18 protein-coding genes are annotated in these 19827 nt (G+C 34.6%); 1 reads left to right on the forward strand and 17 read right to left on the reverse strand.

The features are described from left to right. Positions 1-56: 56 nt before the first annotated feature. On the reverse strand, positions 57-566 hold the full coding sequence (locus tag M2408_RS14495; protein ID WP_259182991.1) for a hypothetical protein: 510 nt from the start codon (positions 564-566) through the stop codon (positions 57-59). 889 nt (positions 567-1455) lie between these two features. Between M2408_RS14495 and M2408_RS14500 the strand changes: the two genes are divergently transcribed. Next, complete coding sequence (locus M2408_RS14500) at positions 1456-1602, forward strand: hypothetical protein (protein WP_182983844.1); 147 nt, start codon at positions 1456-1458, stop codon at positions 1600-1602. Between the two features lie 128 nt (positions 1603-1730). Here the strand turns inward: M2408_RS14500 and M2408_RS14505 are convergent, their stop codons facing one another. The 16 genes from M2408_RS14505 to M2408_RS14580 all read right to left on the reverse strand — a co-directional run bounded on the left by M2408_RS14505 (position 1731) and on the right by M2408_RS14580 (position 19690). After that, complete coding sequence (locus tag M2408_RS14505) at positions 1731-4217, reverse strand: hypothetical protein (protein WP_259182995.1); 2487 nt, start codon at positions 4215-4217, stop codon at positions 1731-1733. Between the two features lie 286 nt (positions 4218-4503). Continuing rightward, on the reverse strand, positions 4504-4794 hold the full coding sequence (locus M2408_RS14510) for a hypothetical protein (protein ID WP_259182997.1): 291 nt from the start codon (positions 4792-4794) through the stop codon (positions 4504-4506). 121 nt (positions 4795-4915) lie between these two features. Beyond that, positions 4916-5419, reverse strand: coding sequence for a hypothetical protein (locus M2408_RS14515; RefSeq protein WP_259182999.1), 504 nt, complete (start codon positions 5417-5419; stop codon positions 4916-4918). Between the two features lie 91 nt (positions 5420-5510). After that, positions 5511-6185 (reverse strand): hypothetical protein, encoded by a 675-nt coding sequence (locus M2408_RS14520; protein ID WP_259183000.1) that lies wholly within the window; start codon positions 6183-6185, stop codon positions 5511-5513. Positions 6186-6412: 227 nt separating this feature from the next. Then, entirely contained in the window at positions 6413-7540 is a 1128-nt protein-coding gene (locus M2408_RS14525) for a TlpA disulfide reductase family protein (protein WP_259183001.1), read from the reverse strand. A gap of 349 nt (positions 7541-7889) precedes the next feature. Further along, complete coding sequence (locus M2408_RS14530; RefSeq protein WP_259183004.1) at positions 7890-8282, reverse strand: hypothetical protein; 393 nt, start codon at positions 8280-8282, stop codon at positions 7890-7892. A gap of 5 nt (positions 8283-8287) precedes the next feature. Next, entirely contained in the window at positions 8288-8653 is a 366-nt protein-coding gene (locus M2408_RS14535; protein ID WP_259183006.1) for a hypothetical protein, read from the reverse strand. A 4-nt stretch (positions 8654-8657) separates the two neighbouring features. Further along, the gene (locus M2408_RS14540; protein ID WP_259183009.1) at positions 8658-8996 is read right to left on the reverse strand and encodes a hypothetical protein; all 339 of its coding nucleotides are present in this window, start codon (positions 8994-8996) and stop codon (positions 8658-8660) included. Between the two features lie 383 nt (positions 8997-9379). Next, positions 9380-12172 (reverse strand): carboxypeptidase regulatory-like domain-containing protein, encoded by a 2793-nt coding sequence (locus M2408_RS14545; RefSeq protein WP_259183011.1) that lies wholly within the window; start codon positions 12170-12172, stop codon positions 9380-9382. A gap of 2 nt (positions 12173-12174) precedes the next feature. Next, a complete protein-coding gene (locus tag M2408_RS14550; RefSeq protein ID WP_259183013.1) occupies positions 12175-13365 on the reverse strand; it encodes a hypothetical protein in 1191 nt (396 codons plus the stop codon). A 22-nt stretch (positions 13366-13387) separates the two neighbouring features. After that, positions 13388-14008, reverse strand: coding sequence for a hypothetical protein (locus tag M2408_RS14555; protein ID WP_259183014.1), 621 nt, complete (start codon positions 14006-14008; stop codon positions 13388-13390). Between the two features lie 140 nt (positions 14009-14148). After that, complete coding sequence (locus M2408_RS14560; protein ID WP_259183016.1) at positions 14149-14541, reverse strand: hypothetical protein; 393 nt, start codon at positions 14539-14541, stop codon at positions 14149-14151. After that, positions 14538-15761, reverse strand: a complete 1224-nt coding sequence (locus M2408_RS14565) for a 6-bladed beta-propeller (RefSeq protein ID WP_259183018.1) — start codon at positions 15759-15761, stop codon at positions 14538-14540. The genes M2408_RS14560 and M2408_RS14565 overlap by 4 nt, the downstream gene beginning before the upstream one ends. Positions 15762-17002: 1241 nt before the next feature. Beyond that, positions 17003-17773, reverse strand: a complete 771-nt coding sequence (locus M2408_RS14570) for a formyltransferase family protein (protein ID WP_259183019.1) — start codon at positions 17771-17773, stop codon at positions 17003-17005. 13 nt (positions 17774-17786) lie between these two features. Further along, positions 17787-18668: a carbohydrate deacetylase gene (locus tag M2408_RS14575; RefSeq protein WP_259183021.1), complete on the reverse strand. Its 882-nt coding sequence runs from the start codon at positions 18666-18668 to the stop codon at positions 17787-17789. A 26-nt stretch (positions 18669-18694) separates the two neighbouring features. Continuing rightward, the gene (locus M2408_RS14580) at positions 18695-19690 is read right to left on the reverse strand and encodes a glycosyltransferase family 2 protein (protein WP_259183448.1); all 996 of its coding nucleotides are present in this window, start codon (positions 19688-19690) and stop codon (positions 18695-18697) included. Between the last annotated feature and the right edge of the window lie 137 nt (positions 19691-19827).

The following is a 19827-nucleotide window of genomic DNA, read 5'->3' on the forward strand; positions in this document are numbered from 1 at the left end:
TGAAAAAATAATCTTATAATTGTTGGCCCGTAATCACCGATACGGGTGGCCCATATTCAAGCGATAGGCTTGGCCCGGAATAACCGATATACACAGCAACTATGACCACCAATCATATGTCCGTCCTTCAATCTTAAATTAATCTCAGAGTAGTTGAGGACAATAGAGAGCCCTTCTTGCATTAGAAACGTATAAAAATTATACAATACAACCTGGCACAATTCTCTCCTCTTACGATTCGTTTTATTATCTTTAAACGACTCTCGCAACCTGATTTCAAGAAGTACCTTTGCATCATTATAATCAACGATTCCCTTTGCAAGCGAATAACACACTTCTTGTGTCACCTTATTAAAACCACCTTTAATAAAGTTGTTCTGTTTTAACATCTGCGCCATCCCTTTCGGATTCTCCTGTGCAAAATCTAGCTGTCTACATGACAATTTCATTACATCCTCCTTTTTTATCACATCCACCATCAAACTTGCTGCAATTGAGGCATGCAGACTCCTCCCATTTCCTCCAAAACCTCGTTTTGAAAGATCCGTTATATTCTTACGAATCATTTTAGAACAATATGAGTTAAGAGGTCACTAAACTCATTAAATTACGGGAGCCAAACCAATTGTCATTTTTTCAGATAAATTATTACGAGTTAGCGTTAATATTTACATTTGAAAAACCGAATATGAAGACGGGCTTGGACCTGTCCCAAAGATTTTAAGCCACATTCGCAGTGTGGCTTTTATCTTTCTACAACAAATATCAATGATTTTCTTGCGAAGCGGTAGTTTGACTTTTAAACATTTTGGGCAAAAGTTTGTCATAGGATGCGTATGCTGTCAGAAACGAATAGTAACTACCTAATAACATGACACATATGAATGTGGATAACTTTATCAATTCACTAAGAAAATTATCTTACAATTGTACTATCTTAAAAAAAAACTATCATTTTTAGCCAGTTATTTTTTTTATAAAATATACTTTTTTTTACCTTTGCACCTCTTTGGCGGATTAATGTCTTATAGCCTCAAAAAACCTCTAAATCCTACATCTAATTTTAATTACCAATCTTCTGTATGAATCAAATTGTATATAACGCAACAACGATCATTTGATTGTATAATAACATCTTTAAAGGATGCGCCGAAACAATTAAGCTTTTTTGCGATATACTCTTCTCTATTTTCAAGATACTCTATTAATTTGTTTTCGTTACCTTGTAATTCCCTTGGAATATTTAAAGTCAATATTAATTTATGTCCCACGTCCCAAATTTCCTGTTATGAAACTGATAGTGCAAGACATTGTGCTTTACGTTGCCTATAACGGTAACTTAAATTCATCCAAAAATGACACTACCCAAGATATCATTGATTATAATTTACAGGTTACGGGATACAATAAATGGCATACCTCATCTAATTGTATTTTAGATAAAAATATTTTAAGATGGAAACAATTAAAGCAATCAAACCGGGACCAAAGCCTAAGAAACAAGATGGCACTCCCGATAGAAGACAACGGGTAACACCCGACACTAAACCCAAACATCCGGATCTGAAACCGCACAAGCACAAACCTGGGGATTCGAAGTAGGGTTAAAAAGAGTTCAGCTATAACAAGATAGCTGAACTCTTTTTATTTTTAAGATCAATAGGAGCACATTAGAAACTCTCCTAAATCTGATGGGACTGTGATGTTTATAACTTTAAATCACATTCTCTCTACCGAATAATATCCCCATTTTCATCTTTCAAGATCAGATAAAAATTATTCGATTGTGGATCATAACAACTAAACCGAGCATATAAAGCTCCATCGGGAACAGTTATTTCTTGATTGGTGATAACCATATCCGTCTGCGGATAAGCTGATAGAAAGGCAGCTGCACCATTATTGCTATAAAATGCAATCCTACTGCCCTGATTACCAAATCGGCCATTGTAAAGGATCTTCTTCGCCCCCATCAGATCTACATAGCTACTGACACCCCAAAGCGCTGTTGCAGCTGAAGTCGTTCCCGACGCATTGATCATAGCAGACATTGTCAAGGAAGGGATCACCTTCGAAGGACTCTGATCGGCGGTCAATAAAACTTCTACATCCATAATCCGGTCTGCGTCAAAGGAATTAATGGAAAGCTCTTTGGATTGTGGATTGAAAGCGATAAATCCTGTCGGTGTAATATCCCCTAGCCTATTTGCCAAAACTCCTGATTTAATCTCGCCAATATATTGGCCATAGGCAGATTTTGAAGTCACAATTGCATTGTGAGTACCGATATTGAGTACCGAGTTTACTGTTTTACTCGGTGACCAAGATTTAAGGGAACAGAGGGAGACCAATCCGTCTTTGTGATTAGTGACAACCAATTGCGCATTCGTCTTGTTTTCATTAAATGTTATCGTTGACTGATCCTTGAATCTAAATCCGTCAGCAGCATTAAGTGCAAGTCCGATATCATCTGTTCGGAAAGTATCCTGAATAGAAACAGATTGGGACAGTTTATTGAGCTCTGCTGCTAAAGCTGGATCGATAAAACCCGAGGCATGCTCAAGCACTGAGGTAGCCGTATTACCTGCCGCATGGAAATTTTTGATCCCTCGGTAGTAATAAGGTGATTTATCCTTTCGCTGGCTATTCTCTACACTACAGTTGATGATATTGACTCCGTTGGCGATGTAATCTGCCTTTGTATAGCCCGTCCAACTATTCTTTACTTCCCCTGTTTCGTCTCCTGTACGTAGGATCGTTCCATTAACCTTATTTCTATATACAGAAAAGCTACAGTTTTCAATATTGATATTTTTATAGACTTCCCAAGATCCGGCGACAGGCTCGTCTGGCAATGCCATTCGCATAAAGCCAACGGCCATAGGTGTCCCGATATGCTGTACGTTTTTGATATACACATTCTCCGCATACCCACGGATACTGCCAAATTCCTTTAGCAAGGCTTTCGAAGTGGATGACTGATTGATGATCTTGACGTCTTCGATCCAAATGTTTTTGACGTAATATAACTGTGTATGCGACATAAATTTTCGTAGATCTTCATATTCATCGGTGATGACCCAAGTGGTATTTTTGACCCTAATATTTTCAACGAGCTTATTTTCGTCATAGCCCACAAACTTAAATCCATCGCCATTGACCGAATAAAGATTTTCGGCATAGACATGACTTGCCTGCACATAGATACATCGCTCAATAGGATTGATCGCCCGGATATTGTTATAGGTGGTATAACTCCCTGAACTCAGAACACAATCCATTCCATAAGGCTCTGGTATGGTGGGCACTTCTTTTTGAACAAAATTTGCGCTTTGCTCCCGCGTATTGATCAATTCGATATTCTGGATGTAACTATTCCAGGTATTATTTACCACACCGGAAGCAGCATTGTAGAATTTGCAGTCCGCGATAAGCAAGCCCTTGGAAAGTGACAGATTGCCGCCAACATTCCGGTCAGTCGTAATACTTGCATGGATGTTGTAAGTGACAATATTGCTGATTTCACCGCCCATCATTCCCGACTCTTCAAGAAGTCCTTTTGCTCGGTATTTACCATTCTCCTCAGGAACTATTGCCCGGCAAATAATATTGCGGTAATAGATATATCGATCTGTCTTTGTACCTGAGGAATAGAAAAGGGTACGACAGTTGTGCGCTGTTGTATTGCTCCCAAAATTATTCCGAAGTTCGATCTCAAGATCTGTAACATGCAATCGCTTCACATTGGTGGTGTTGATCTGAATGTCACCATCAACGATCAGTTTGGCTCCGTTGATCGCTCTAAGTGAAGATCCGCCCATTGTAGCTCGCGGTCCTGCCGCCTGGATCAATGTATCACGGCTGAGTATGACTTCTTTTTTATATTTTCCGGCATAGACGCTTGAGAAATAAAATGCATCTAAGTCATTGGTCAGGCCATCGCAATGAGCTCCGAAATATAAAACATCGACTCCATCGGTAAAATGATGAACAAGCTTGATACCTCCAACAGCAATAACGCTTCCTCCATCATCGCCTCCGGGTTCGGTAGCAGCGTAATAATATACGATCGGTGCTTGTGTATCTCCTTGTTTGTAATAGCCCAGTAGCTTTACGCCTGAATAGATTGGAGTGGTTCCTTGTAGTCCTGCAATTTCATCTGAGGAGAGTTCCCTCATCTCTTGCATCGTGTTTTTAATTAAAATCTGATTTGCCATATTTCTTTGATTTAAAGTGTATAGCAAAATTAGGCGGGCTGGTACCGCTATTTGAGGAAAATAAGGTGTATGTAAGCGGTAGTGGCGAGATACCGAAAAGTCGGTTATCATGAATATTTCAACATGAAGCACTCATGTGTAAAACAATGAAAATTGGCCGGTCGCCCACTAACCCAATCAGATGCCAGTTTTAAATTAAACTGGGTTTTCAGTTCATTGACCAACGGTGGGGTTGTAAGTAAGTCCATCGCTTTTCGGAGAAGCTGCTAGAATAAATTGGAATGCATCATGATAAGGAGGGTTCATATTGGATGTCATTTATTCCATCAAAAAGACCATAGGAGACCTTAGCTGTAATGATTCGGATTTCATTAAATTTGTTCTTTACTTTGAGGTTTAAATAGGTATGAAGAGGATAATGAGGCTTAGTAATGGCAAACATATATCCAAAAATAGATTGATGCTGTTTCGCAAAATTACCAATAGACCATGATGGTAGCACTTCGTAGGATATTAGCTCGAATTTATGCTGCTCCAAATCAAAATCTATATATTCATCAACTGCGACCCGAACCATTTTCTTTCGTAAAAAAACGCTATAGATTGCCAGCATGTACAATAAAATAAAGATAAAAATGATGTCAGGGCCCATATTTTCAAAAATAGAATGACGAGGTGAAAGATAATGAAATTAAGATCTAGCGAAAGTTCAATAAAGTGTCTGCTGTACTCTTCAGAAACTCATCCATGTTAAAACAGTATCGTTTATAGATCTTTTGTTCAGCAGAATAATATGAAATTTCACCTTGTTCATTATTCAACCCAATATAATATGTAGGTGTAGGCGTTCCTCTCAAATGAAATTTAAAGTCCGAAAAACATTCCTCCAAATTGGCATGGTACAAAAACATTTCATCTTCGCTGAAGAAGAATGACCGCTCATAACCGAGAGCTCGCAATTCAGCAATGGATTGATTTTCATCATTTAAGACGTCCAATTTTTTCACTGCTAATCTATCGCTTGCCTCGTCAAACCAGTCTCTAACTTCAATAATATCCCACTGCCAATCAAGAATATATTCGACTGTATTATCAAATTCATAGCATATTTGGATTATCCCCCAAACTTCATTGGGCGGTAACTCCTCTTCGTAAGGACTTGCTTTCCTTTCAAGATTAAAATACAATTTACCACAATTCATTTTTGTCAAAATCTAGTTATTTACAATATAAGCTCTCCAAGCGATAATCCTCAACAGTTAAGCTACCTAAAAAAGAAATATATTTGGTCTATCAAAATATAACCTCAACGGAATTATCAAATTCAAGACCTGTAATGCCATTTTCTTCAAGGGCAGATCTCAATTTCGCAGAAATGAAAATTCCACCTATGCGAGAATAGAAAAGGTCCAGTTTTGAATCAAATTCATTATTCAGCGCTAATACTTTTATTTGAGGAAAAGGCCTGAAATTTCTCATTTCCTCCCCATTCGAAAATTGATGGTCAGTGAGAGCCACATTTCCATATCCTCCCGTATAAAAGACCGATTTACTAAAGTCAACGATATCATAATCTTGCATTAAGGCAAAGAACATCTTATACGAATGAATTTCCTCTGAATTAATAGGGTCAGAGATAATACTTGGATAAAGTTGATGTGATTGAATATTAAATGATTCCAATAACTTAAGCGATCTATCGTCAATTAGAAAAAGGCAGTTATTAAAGTGAGGGCAGAAGCTCATGAAATTCGTTTCTTTTGTCAGTTTCAACTTTTTAAATTGAAAATAAACAGAGAAATCGGGTAATGCGTCTTTCAACGTCCAAGAACTTCCCGTATGGAAATAAGAATCCAGTTTCTTTAAGTATTCCTTTGTAAAAACCTTTTCCATCAATTCAACTTGATAGATCCCGTTCCGCACACCGATAATTTTGGGATCACTTGATAATTTTAATTTAAAATACATTAGCTTTTATTTAAAAGAAATCATTTATTTTTTTTCTAGGTTAGAACACGTTTGATACCTCGTCAGAACAAAGTTGATCAAGTACTTATACTAACATAGGCCAAAGCATTAAAAAATGGTACTCGTTGTTTTTTTTGATACTTTATCATATTTTTTCCAGTTATAAAAATGCTTCACTTTTATTTGCCTGCTAAATATTTCTAAAGGAATATTTTTAACTTACTCAGTTATTTTCCTAAAATATCTTCCAATGCTTTTAAAAGCTCCTCTTCCCTAAGATTAGTGGCTATAATCACACCATTAGGATCCAAAAGAAAATTTTGGGGAATTCCTCTCACATGATATAATTCAGCTACCTCACTTTGCCAGCCTTTAAGATCGGCAACCTGTAACCACGTCAATTGATCTTCTTTAATGGCTTTAAGCCATTTTTCTTTTGTAGTTTCATCATCCAAAGAAACCCCTAAAATTTCAAAATTTTTAGCTTTGAATTTTTGATAGGCTTTTACCACATAAGGATTTTCCTCTCTACAGGGTCCGCACCAGCTTGCCCAAAAGTCCAACAGCAGATATTTTCCTTTTAAACTGCTCAGAGATACCAAATTTCCGGATGTATCCCTAGCACTAAAATCAGGTGCTATTTTTCCAATTTGAACCGCGTTCATACGATCGACCTGCGTGCGAAACTTTTTACCTAAAGGCGTTTGTCGGAGAGCCTCATCCAGACTGCCCCATAAATCTTCTATTTGTCTTAATGTGAATCGACGGAGAAAATATTCTAATGCCATTAAACTGGCGAAACTTCTGGGATGTTTGCTTATATAGTCAATTCCCAAATCTCTTTCGTCCTGTTGGATTTTTTGATATTCAATGCTAAATTTATTCAATTCGTTACTATCTGGATTCGCTGTCATTTTGAATTGATCATATCGCTCGTACCATTTTGATCGTGCTAGCTCTGCTGGTTTTAATACCTGTTTAAGTTCTCGGAAATCGTTATTGATCTGCGATCCATCAATACGGGACTCATTAAAATTTCCATCCACATGAATTTTAATATTGGCTGGCTCAATTGAAAAGTCGAACTGATTTCCATCATCTGGGTTCGCTGCACCTGTATGTTTTAGCTGAATATAGGCATGTGTTCCATACACGGGAACGCCTTTAAAATAGAAGACTCCATTTTTGATAAGTGATGAATCTTGTTTAAAACCTTCCGTACTTTCATAGTTGAGATAAATATATTTATAGTCGGTTTTCTTGGTCAGCTTTCCTTCAATAGTAAAATAATCTTGTTGTCCATACGACAATTGTCCACTTAATAGCAAGGCTAAAGCGAGAAATGCTAGTCTCATAAATTTATATGTTCAGGGGTATAATTTAACTTAGATTTCGGATTAATTCCAAATGCGAAAATAGAAAATTTTTAATGATTTTTTTAGCATAATATATTTCCAGAAAACAATTAAAAACCGCTTTTAGACCTACGCATTTCAAAAGGGAGCGCTGAGCACGCCGCTCATATCCGATGCCCAACGTTCAGATGAGGAATGAATGTATTTCCCTGTACTGCCCCCAATTTTAAACCCGTCGAATTCGAAGGGTTTAGAAATAGAAAAAACCAATGCAATTGGTATTATATTCAAGAATTTAGATATTGAGGATAACAAGAATTTTATTCTCCAATATGCTAGGATAATAGCATTATAGAAATTCTATTCTCAATGCTGTCTTGGTAATTATGAAGCAGTTGAAACCACTCGTTTGACGAAAAGTGTAATAGAACAAATCTGGCATTTTCATTGCATTCATTTTATCCTCAGCAATATAATTTTTCATGCGATTAAAATAGCGCAAATGGCTATTGAAAAATACTTCAAAGCTATTTTCGACTTCTATTACATTAAAGATATTGACAAAATCAAACTCCGAAAACTCCTGCCAGACAACATTTTCAAAAATCATTTTCTTAATCGGAGGCGCGTTTTCTGTTATATACTCACCGTAATATATTTCCGTGACTTTGTTTTGAAAATTCACACTTAGATTGTAAGCGAATAAGTCTCCAAACTCTTCATTTAATTTATTGCCATCCATATTGATTAGACAGTTCTCATAAGAGGTGTTATTTTAAAAATGTGATCTTCATCGTGTTCATTATCCAATGACCAATAATCTATCAGTTCGACAAAATATCTTTTATCCTTCGATAACATCGCTCTAATTCTATCCCATCTATAATCTACAGATACGTCATACTCATTTAGATAATCATCATAGGATGCAACAATCAGAGACATTAATGTCATCCTTTCCTCAAATGCTAAATCATATTCGTGATACAAATCAATAAATTCATTTATCCGCGAGGAGTCTGCCATTTCGATATCCCAATCCTGCTCTGTCCCTGTATAAGGCAGGGACAACTTTTTGCTGAGTGCTATGATTATGTCTTTCTTTAAAATCATTCAGTTATATATAAGTTTTATCAACGTTGGAATAGGATTGCCATTCTTCATAATCAAACACTGTTTTAACTGTGCCTATTTTTGAGCAGGCATTTTCAAAATACCCGTCATCCAATGCGTCTTGAATAGCTTTACGGATAGTCGAATGAGATAAATCCGGCACGATAATCATATCGGAAGCCCAGAAATAGGAAGCCTCATCACGTCGCATCAACATGTCAATGTTTTTTAACGTAAACAAAGTAGCAACATATACGTCGTCATTACTCAGTATTATATGAATATCGATATTGTCATTAAAAATATCCGCTACCCGGTGAGTAAAAAATAATTTAAACTGCATTTCTCGCATAATGATCATCGTCAATTTAGCTATCAAAAATGAGGATTATTGTTTGTCTAATTTCAATAAATTATCAATTCAAGCCAAATTTAAAATAGAACTGATAGCAGCGATTTACTTCCTTGAAATAGATACTCAACAATAAACCCGTCGAATCTGACGGGTTTATTGTTAAATATTGCTTTGCTCGTAAATTACATAAGAAGATCCCTTCCTCATCTTTCAATAGCGCTGCATAAGACTTGTGAGTTTCCAATTTTCCAACAGCCGCCAGGGATTTTTCCAATTTACGTTACCCATTGATCTATTTAGTGGTCATGTCAAATATTGTTGATAGCTGCACTATAAGAAATTTGAGATAGTTGGAAAAACTTTATCTCAAACTATAGACCAAACTTCCTTGGAAAGTAAGTTAATGACAGCAGAAAATATCGGTTTAGGTTGTTGCGCTGTCCATAGGTCAATTCTGTTGGTGAACTATTTATATATATACCATTATTTTGATTCAGTAGATCATATCCAGCAATTTTCACCTCAAAGGAATTTCCTTTACCCAACCGGTAGCTTGCGGAAGAATTTATGAGGACCAAGCTCTTATTATATGCAGTAAAGCTGATATGCCTTGAAGACAGGTTTGAACGAAAAACCAGTTTTTTTGTAATAAAATATGAAGCTCCAACTCCGACGGAAAGATCTTTGCTACTATAATTAATAGTATTATTTGTAGGGACATTCCTCCGAAAAAGATTATAATTTCCCAGCACCCCAACAGAATATCTATTGTTATATGCATAGAATATCTTAACATCATAGGTTTGGCTATTGGAGTAAAAATTGAGTAGTTCGTCTCCTAAATATTGGTAACTCTTATTCCAATTAAAATCTATGTTGGTATTATATGACAAGGATCTGCCTCCTTTTAACGAATAGGACTTGTTTAAACTAAGCGTATTTTTAAAGAGATAGCCAGTCATAGGTGTATTCACAGTGTAGATCTTCTGTTGCTCATCGTAGATAATGCTATCAATGATGCCGCTTTTTACAATATTGTATGATGAACTGAAATTTATATCATAGCCGTTTGACATCCACTCTTTATAAGAGATATTCACAGCTATTTTATTGACCTTCTCCTTCTTTAAGTTTTTATTTCCAAAATAACGGAAAGAAGGGTTTAAGTCGTCATAAATCCGGACCAGTTGATCTAAGTCTGGGTAGTTTTCATCATATAAATATGCTGTCCCAATGTTAAATCGATATTTACTTAATTTATTAAAACTATAGTCCAACGCTAACTTTGGCAGCAATGTCCGAAATCTTCTGGAGACCATCATGTCCCCCAGTGTTGAGCTATTGGTTAGGTTAAATATCCTTCCTCCCAATTCGCTCCCTAATGTCAAATACGTTTCTTCACGACCCATGAGAATCTTTCTAACAAGATCTAGCTGATAATTAAGTGATGATTCAATCGTGCGCTTCTTAAAATCAGACCCATATGTCAGAAATGGATTTACCGATTGCTTGTTGTCTACCAGATCAAAAGTATGCTGATTCGTTTTGATTACTTCGTTTTGAAAATTATTGCTCCATTTCCATCTTTGCCATTGAACACCAAAGAGGAGCCTATTTGCATTTCTGTCAATTGTATTTTGATAATTTCTATTATCTGTTTTATCTGAGGACGGATCGACGAAACTTCTGTATTCACTATGGACATGCTTATCCGTAGACTGGGCTGACCATTCAGGGGTCCACTTCAAAAAGTAGGACAAACCATCAAAAAAATTAGCTTTCATGTTTTCTTGATACATCGTCGATGATATGTCTTTAGAAGATAGGTTGACATCAACGAGCATCTGTCCTTCGGTTCCATCTGATGTATGCTGGGAGGAACTAGCCTGAGTGCCATTATTACTGGGATAATTGAAAGTATTGAAAACTGATGAATTATTATTTTCCCTCAGGTTTTTCAAATTTAATCTAGTATTGATCGAAATTTTTCGCTGTTCGATCTCATTGTTATATTGATAATCAGCCATACCATATTGCACTACTTTTTTTGCTTCTGTTGAAGCTTTAAAAGCTCTTTCATTGGTAAGATCCTTTTCACTGGAGGTCAATTGTGTCCTTGAGGTATCGGTAGAAATTTCCCTGTTCCAGTCCACAAGATAATCGGCCTTCAGCAAGCTCTTTTTTCGTCTGTCATTATCTTTTGCGAAATCATACTGGGCTCTGCCTCCTAGAACACTCTGGGAGCTTTGCCCATATTTGTTCATATCAGGCTCAAAGTTGCTCATGATGCTGATATTTTTATACACTGTGCTTCGCAAAAGCTGCTCAATGCTATTTAGGGTTTTGTTGGTATTATTACGGGAAAAGGCGACCGTGCTTTGCAGCCTGCGGGTGGCATAATTCAAATTGGCGTTGCTATCGTGATGGTCGGATGTTCCAAATCCTAGGGATATCGCTCCAAAGATCATTTTCTCCATGCCTTCCTTTAACACAATATTCATCTCAAAATTTTGATCATTTGGATTGTTTAATATTGCACTAGCATCCCTCGTGTCATAGATCTGAAGTTTTTCGACAGCATTTTTAGAAATGTTCTGAAGGGCAATATCTTTATCACTGCCAAAAAACTCTTTCCCGTTTACAATTACTCTGGGGACCACTTTACCTTTATAAGTTATCTTCCCATCTCCCCAAACTGTTATGCCGGGTAATTTATAAAGGAGATCACCAATAACTGCGGTTGAATCTAAACGGAATGCATCTGCGTTGAATTCTATGGTATCTCCATTCATCGTAACCGGCGCCTTGATATCTACTGTTTCAAGCATCACATTTTTTTTAAACATATTGATATTGCCAATGCGCTTGGTTTCTTTCGGTTTCAATCGGACGTTAATCTCTTTCTTCTCAAATCCTTGAAATGTGAACACTACTTTCCAGTTGATATCCGAGGGAAGTTCACTAATCTCAAATCTACCGTACCGATCAGTCAGAGTTACTTTTTCAACAGTTTCCGAGTTCTCAGGATAAACAGCAACGGTAGCGGAAATTAGTACAGAATTACGCGAGGAATCGATAAGGACACCCGATACCTTGGTCTGTGCATACCCGGCATACATCATTACCACGCTAATGGCTAACAAAAAAAATAGCCTTAAAAACATTTTTATTTAAGCTTAAACTTTACGAGAATGGGATTTTTGGAATTTGCCATCCTTTTTATTCTTTCAGGAAGTTCTTTGTGCTGATAGAAATCTTCTATACAGCGGTTAATATCCCTACTCAGTACAATACTATACAAATATGTTCCATCTGAAAAAATGGAACCGTTCGTTGATGAAAAAAGCGGCATAAACGCATTGCTCTCATCAGGTATGACACTACCGAGATTAATTAAATCTCCGGTCTGCAGATTATATGCATATTGGCCCGAAAGCCCTCTGACAAAACTAAAGATCAGATAATCTCCATATCTTATTACATTGCTAATGGCCATTACCACATCAGGAAATCTTTTGTAAAACATGCTCCTGTCTGACGTGAACAGCTTATCTTTATATAGATCCAGAGAACCGGTATTTTTCAAAGGGAGAATAAACTGGTATTTTTTTTCCAGTCCTTTTTCTGAAATTTCAATCACTTCATAGGTCAAAGGATTTGAGTAATGTAAATAAGATCCCCTGTCTGCAAAGGTTGTAAAAAATTGAATTGTGGAAAACAGTCCGTCTTTGCTGTAGTTATTTTCATCAAGTTTCAATACTGATGATATATTTCCTTTGTGGTCTCTACGGTGGAGAATAGTGCGATCACCTCGCGTTAGTGCTCTGTATGGATTAGAATACCAGTATTCAGTAGTCCCAATTTTAACCATCCCATCAACATAGCATAGTTTCTGGTCAATAAGCTGATTTCTTACGGGTATCTGTTCTATAAATTCGCCTTTCAATGAATATTTTATCCCGTCTGCTTCCTGCTTGCCTTCTCCCAATTTGTCAATATCGGACAAATAAAAGTAGGCGTTGTCCAAATTATTGATTAAAGTATTCGAACGGATTTTTTCGTTATCGATTTCAAATTTAGATTGGAACTTACCATCTAAATTGTAGGTCCAGATACTTCCTTCTAATTGGTCATCTTTAAGGAATAATTGATCACCAATGATATAACATCGGTTAAAATTCTCTACCCACCCCTTTTTCGGCTTGTCGAGTTCTATATATACTACATCTGTCAGCAGATCAGAAGCCGTTCCACTAAATGCATCCAATGGGGAAATCCGGATCTCCTCCACAGGAAGAGATGCTGGTAAGGCCAGTTTTTGAGAATAACTACTAAAATGAATAAGTAATAAGACCATTAAACATAATCGGTTCATTTTATTATTTAATTATTTCGTTAAAATACAATTTAATCTCTGAAGGTAACGTGATCTCAGGAAAGAAAATTTTATCCGTTTCATAATTGGAATTAATAGTAAAGCAAAATGGCACTCCCTTTCCTTCGATTGGAATATCTAAAAAATTTAGTTTGTTTGTTTCAGAGGTATAAAAAGAGTAAGATTTAAGGGGAATTTGGCGATTTTTTTCTTTCGCTATAAAATCAGTAAAGTCTAAGTTATCACTTAACAATATGATTTTATTTCTCTTCCTTTCTGGTAATGTTTTGATCACAGAGATAATCGTATTAACACATGTATTACAATCGAGAGCAGAATATCTCACAAATACAACATCATTCCCATATTTTTTGATTAAATTTTTTAGACTTAGTCTATTTCCAAAAGCATCTATCAATGTAGCTTCTATGTTAATTTTTATGCCTTCATTTTCTAAAGTAACAAGGAGTATATCATATCCCCTAGAAGACGTCCGATCCTTAACCTTCTCGTTAGCAATGGCCTTATTGGTCTCAATACAGGTTTTGCCTCTCAAAAAAATCGTACTTAATAATATGATGTTTAATATACTCAATAGTACAATAAACGCTTTCTTTCCAATCATAAATCGCTATTTATATATCCATTATTTCAAGTGAATTCAAATTAATATTTCCGCATAAACCAATTTTATTAGAACTGATTTATGCAGAAACAAAATAAGCTAAAAGATTTTTTTATTAAATTTGATTAACCTGTTAATATTTATGATCCTGTCCCTGATCCACTACCTATTGGCCCTGGAGCACTCTCATCACTTGGGCAAAATCTACTTAAAACTTCAATTTGAGTACACGAGCTTCCAGCTTGCGTAACACACTCAGCTCTTTTGTAAAAAAGATCTTCCTCGTTTTGCATTTTCAAATAATAGATTCCCGTTGGGCTTGTTTGGGCTTTATAGGATATCCATTTACATGAAACACAAAGAACTTCACTTTCTCCATCACTTTTCTTCCCAGCAACACCTGATTGTTTGTATGTACAAGAGGGTGACGATAAATTCGTCTGAGAGATAGCTGGAGTAAAATACCCGCTTATCACCACAAGGTGTAGGATACACATCAATGCACCTATACCAATAAACATTTTTTTCTTCATAATTTATTTATTTTTACATCCTTTAGCTTAAATTTTACAATAACGCCATTTGAAAGCATGTTGATCTTATTATAGACCGACCTTAGATTCTCATTTTCGCTCAAGATCGAGTTCCTGTTCGGCACCTCATTCATTGCATCTAAAAACTGCTTGCTCGGATAATAAGAATAAAAATATTCTTCATCACTGCCGTAAACGAAATAGGAAATCGGCGGCAATGTTTTTGTATCACTTTCATATTTAATATCAGATTCAAGAATATTACCTCTGCCGCTTAATGATAATAAATTTATTGGACGAGATCTATTCCCCAATGTATAAATAACGCCATTTTTAGTTTTGAAAATAGACCTAATATTATAGAACTCCTTCTTATTTCGGTCTAAGTACTCGCTTCTTTTTCCGAAATATTCTGGATTCACAATAAAATCATTCGGTATTTGGAACAGATTCGGTCGATTTAACTTTATTTCGGTTGTAGATAAAATTCCTTCCTCTGAAATTTTATAATAATTTAATTGCCCCTGAATTGTCAAAAAAAGTTCGTTACCGCACTCATAAAAATTTTTCCAGTTGTTAGGAATCTCGCCCTTATAAATGCTTTTTTCATTGTAACCTATATAGCTATCAACCGTCTTCATAGACGATGTATCTATAAGATCAATTAAGTACTTTTTATCATCTCCCTTACTAATCTCTTCTCGCGTCAAATAATGGTTGTAGATAACGAATTTGTTTCCAATTGGCGCAAAAGAATAAAAATCTGATTTAACTTCTTTTCGGCTGATATACTTACCACTTCCGGTAAAAGAAATAATGCTACTTGTATTACCATCTCTCACATATATTAGGTCAGGCTTATTACTTTTTCTCAATTGTAAAAATTGAATTTCATCCACATCAGATTTCCCATCGAAAGTACCTAAAAATCTTCCTTCGCTATCGAAAATAAGCACTTGATTAATAGAACGATTTAATATGTAATAACGGTCTCCAATGATTAACATATCACTTATGTCGGAAAATAAATTTGATCGATTTGTTTCTAGGGGTATGAATTCTATACTTTCAAACACATCCCTCGAATAAATATCATTTTGAATACTATCTAATGTAATAATATCATTTATGGGTGTTTCGACAAGAATATTTTTTTCCAAATTATTTTGTTGAGTACAACTAAGAAAAGGTAACAACATGAACAAGTAATTTAACTTCATATTATTCTATATTTAGGTAAAACCAATTAAAAACTAAAAAATGAGAATACACGATAAAATAACCTACATAGATAAGAACAATCCACTTTCTATATTGATATAATTTCGGAGTTAAGAAATTATAAAATAGGAGTAAGATAAATATCAACGGCAAATACATGTAACGGTCCGCAAAAAAGGACGGTCTATATACTGGAACTATATGTAAACATGGCAACAATAAACATAAGCTTATAAGAATCAAATAAAAATAAGGCTTAGCATACCACTTCTTTTTTATACATAAAAAAAACAGCAGTACCCAAAAAATAACAAAGAAATAAAACACTATAGGAATTGACTCTCCAGGTTGAAAAGGATATCCATAATTATAATGTAGATTAAAAGGAAAAAAACAATTAAAAAGGTACCAAAACAACGAATAAAAGAGAAGAATTACTCTCTCACTAAAATTATAGCGAACTAGTTCCATACTCTCTGCGTTGATTTGGAGTGTCAATAATGAAAATATCACAACGATTGTAAAATATGTAGCATACTCAAAAAAATTGATCTTCTTTAGGCTGTCATTTTTATGGTAAAAAATATCTAATAGAAAAAAGATCACTGGAAGAATAACACTTTGCTCTTTACAAAGACATGATAATATAACAAGACATGCAATCGTCATCTGAGAACGAATATTCCTTTGATTATGCTTCAAAACAATCAAAATTGCACTCAGCGAAAAAAATGACGAGAGAAGAATTTTAGAAGCAGAAATCCATATTACACTTTCAACGTTTAGAGGATGAACGCACCATATCAAAGCCAAAATAAAGGATTTCTCGTAATTCTGCACGAAATAATTTATTAATCGGTATACGAAAATAGTATTAAAAATATGAATAGTTATTGATGCAATGTGGTAAATAGATGGGTTAAATCCATCAATCTTATTTAACAATATATAATAAATCGTATTTAGCGGAGAATACTGTATATCATTAATTTGGGATAATACGGACTTAAAAAAAGTAAAGGAATATTCCCTTTGTTGTACAAGTGAATTTTCTAACAGCATCCATCCATCATCGGCACTACAAAAACCCACAAAAACAAAGGAACTATAAACGGTCAATGTTATAATTGCAAAAATAAAATAGTAGGTATATGCTTTATGATTCATTTACAATGAAGAATTTAAGTTATGTACTAATAATAATTTTCGAAAAACAACCTTATACTACCTATACATTGGTTTAAATAAATTTTTTTCTTCTTTCCCGAAATTCCCTCCAATGCTGCTGCGTAGGAAAACTATAGTATGATGGTGTTTCTTTACTGCAATCAGCTATTGTACCATTTTCAATCTTAATTAAAGCATCAATACAAACTTGTGCGCTATTTGTGAAACATTTTTGATACAAGGCATCTACAGTATCCTCTTCCCTAATTGCTACTCTATATTGAGCCAAAACAAGTCCTCTGTCAATTTGTGTATTCATCAAATGAACCGAGACTCCCACCTCGCACTCGTCATTTCTAAGAGCCTGAAAAATGGGCCAAACACCACCATAAGAGGGTAATAAACCACTATGTCGGTTCAAACAAAAACGCGGTATTGACAAAATTTCATATCCAAAATAGAGAGAGTTGGAACTGATTATAACATCTGGTTTAAGAGCTTTTATCTTATTAATATACTCTCTTTTGTTGATATTATATTTCACTTGAAAATAAGGGATATTAAAATGTTTCAACACTGATTTTACACTGTAGAAATGATGTGGAATATCTTGATTTATAGTGTTTTTAACAAAAAACACTATCCTTTTTTTTAAAAGCTTATACATCTCTTTCAGTGTTAAATATTTATAATTTCGAATCATATATGATGTTATATTGTTTTTCGGTAAAATTTTCACCACTAAAGCACATCCAATAATTTCTTCCCGTTTAAATTTCAGTAAATCTGCAACAAAATCCGGCTGGTAAAAGCATGTTTCATCGACTACTAAAAGTATTCTCATTGTTTGACATCTTTTAGTTTAATTTATTTATTATAAAACTGTTTACAAATTGATATTCCTTCTTTCGCCATTTACTAGAGTAGTACTTTATAAAGCCTTTTTTATCAGTCCAATCAATACTTAAATGTGAATTTACTCCTCCCGGATGGAATAATATTTCAACAATTGCATTGCTTTTACCTGAATATTTTAATCGTTCAAGCGATGATTTAACCGCATGTCTATCCATTCTTCCTGAGGCCAGGATACCGATGAAATAATCATTAGTAACAATGTTCCTATCTTCTATTTTCTTCTTCTGGGTCAAACACAAAATCTTTAATATCAAATACTTAAGTATATTTGAAGAAATATAATTTCTCCAAGATTGTATATTAAAATAGAATTTCTCGTTAGGGTACCTCATAGAAGTAATATTATAATGAATTGATAACTCTAATATTATATCAAGTACAAACGGAATCATGTGGATATGGGTATGTCCATCAATGTGAATTTCGTCATCACATGATGGGAATATATCTTTATATACTTCTATTTGCTTTTTTATCTCTAAAGATACTTGTTGTTTAAGTGATTTTCTTTTCGAACGACTTGAAAAGATATAGCGTCCCCATAGTGAAATAAAACTATATTTAAATTCTCCAGTTTTATTTATTAAAAGGGATACATCTTGTTTTTCCGATACAGGTTTCCCCTCCACAAGGTTTATATGACACCCTGTCTCTAATTTAACGGCAGTATCTTTGCCTAAATTGAGGGATGCTTCATTTATATATGACGTGTTACATACAATACTTGCTCTATGAATCTTATTGTTTTTGGCGCATTCGAGTATTCGATCAGATATCTCCTTAGATATCCCATAGTCATCTGCATGTAGGATTAATTTCATAATTAATTGGTTAACGTAAAACAGATCTATTCAATTACTTCTCGAATATGATAATGAGGCCTCTTTTTTGCTTCAAAATATATTTTACCAATATATTCGCCGATTACACCTATACCCAGAAGTTGTACACCTCCTAAAAAATACAGTGGCAACGTTATTGAAGCCCAACCAGGAACAGTATTTTGAGTTAAAAAAACATATAAGACATTGCAACTTAAAAATAAACATAGAAAAAATATAAAAATGCCGAGGTATGTTATTATCCTAATTGGAGTTGTAGTAAATGATGTAATACCTCTTGTGGCTAAAGAGATCATCTGTTTAATATTATACTTTGATTTACCTTTAAGCCTTCTATTTTGCTTGTAACAAATAATCTTTACATTATCAGTTACCAAAGTTAAAAGTCCGCGCAAGAATATATTACTTTCTCCATATTTTAAAATTTCTTTTACGGCAAATTGAGATAACAATCTAAAATCAGCGTGGTTCTCGATCAATTTAACCCCGAAATTATTCATTAACCTATAGAAAGCTCTCGCGGTATATCTTTTAAAAGAAGAATCACAATTTCTATTTTCTCTAACACCACATACAATATCAGCACCACTTTTATACTCTTCCACCATTTTTTCAATCACAGATAAATCATCTTGTAAATCTGCATCAATAGTTATAATGCAGTCAGCTTCTTCTTTAACAAATTGGATACCTGCTAATAAGGCGCTTTGATGCCCACTATTCTTAGCGAGTCTAATAATTTTTGTATGTATTTTTTTTTCTTCTTTTAGGATTATAAAAGTATCGTCGTCACTTCCGTCGTCCACGAATAGTATAAAACTTGAAACGGAAATAATCTTGTTAGTTATTAGCTTAAATAAGACTGCTGAAATTTTCTCAGTTGTATCCGATATACATTCAGCCTCATTAAAGCAGGGTATAATTATTACTAATTTGGGCGCGTACATAATCAGGTTAAGAAGGTAAATACGTTTAAAGTTATTATTATAAATACAATACATTAAATTAAATGACACGTAAAATATCTCGTTATTTATCATATAATACAAAACATCAAAACAGGACGAAATAAATTGGAGTCCGTACTCAAAAACGTAGGTCGGCTAAACAACAACAAATCGCCAAGCCAATTAGTATT

Origin of the sequence: Sphingobacterium sp. BIGb0165, from assembly GCF_024810095.1 — a bacterium.
In the GTDB taxonomy this organism is placed as follows: domain Bacteria; phylum Bacteroidota; class Bacteroidia; order Sphingobacteriales; family Sphingobacteriaceae; genus Sphingobacterium; species Sphingobacterium detergens.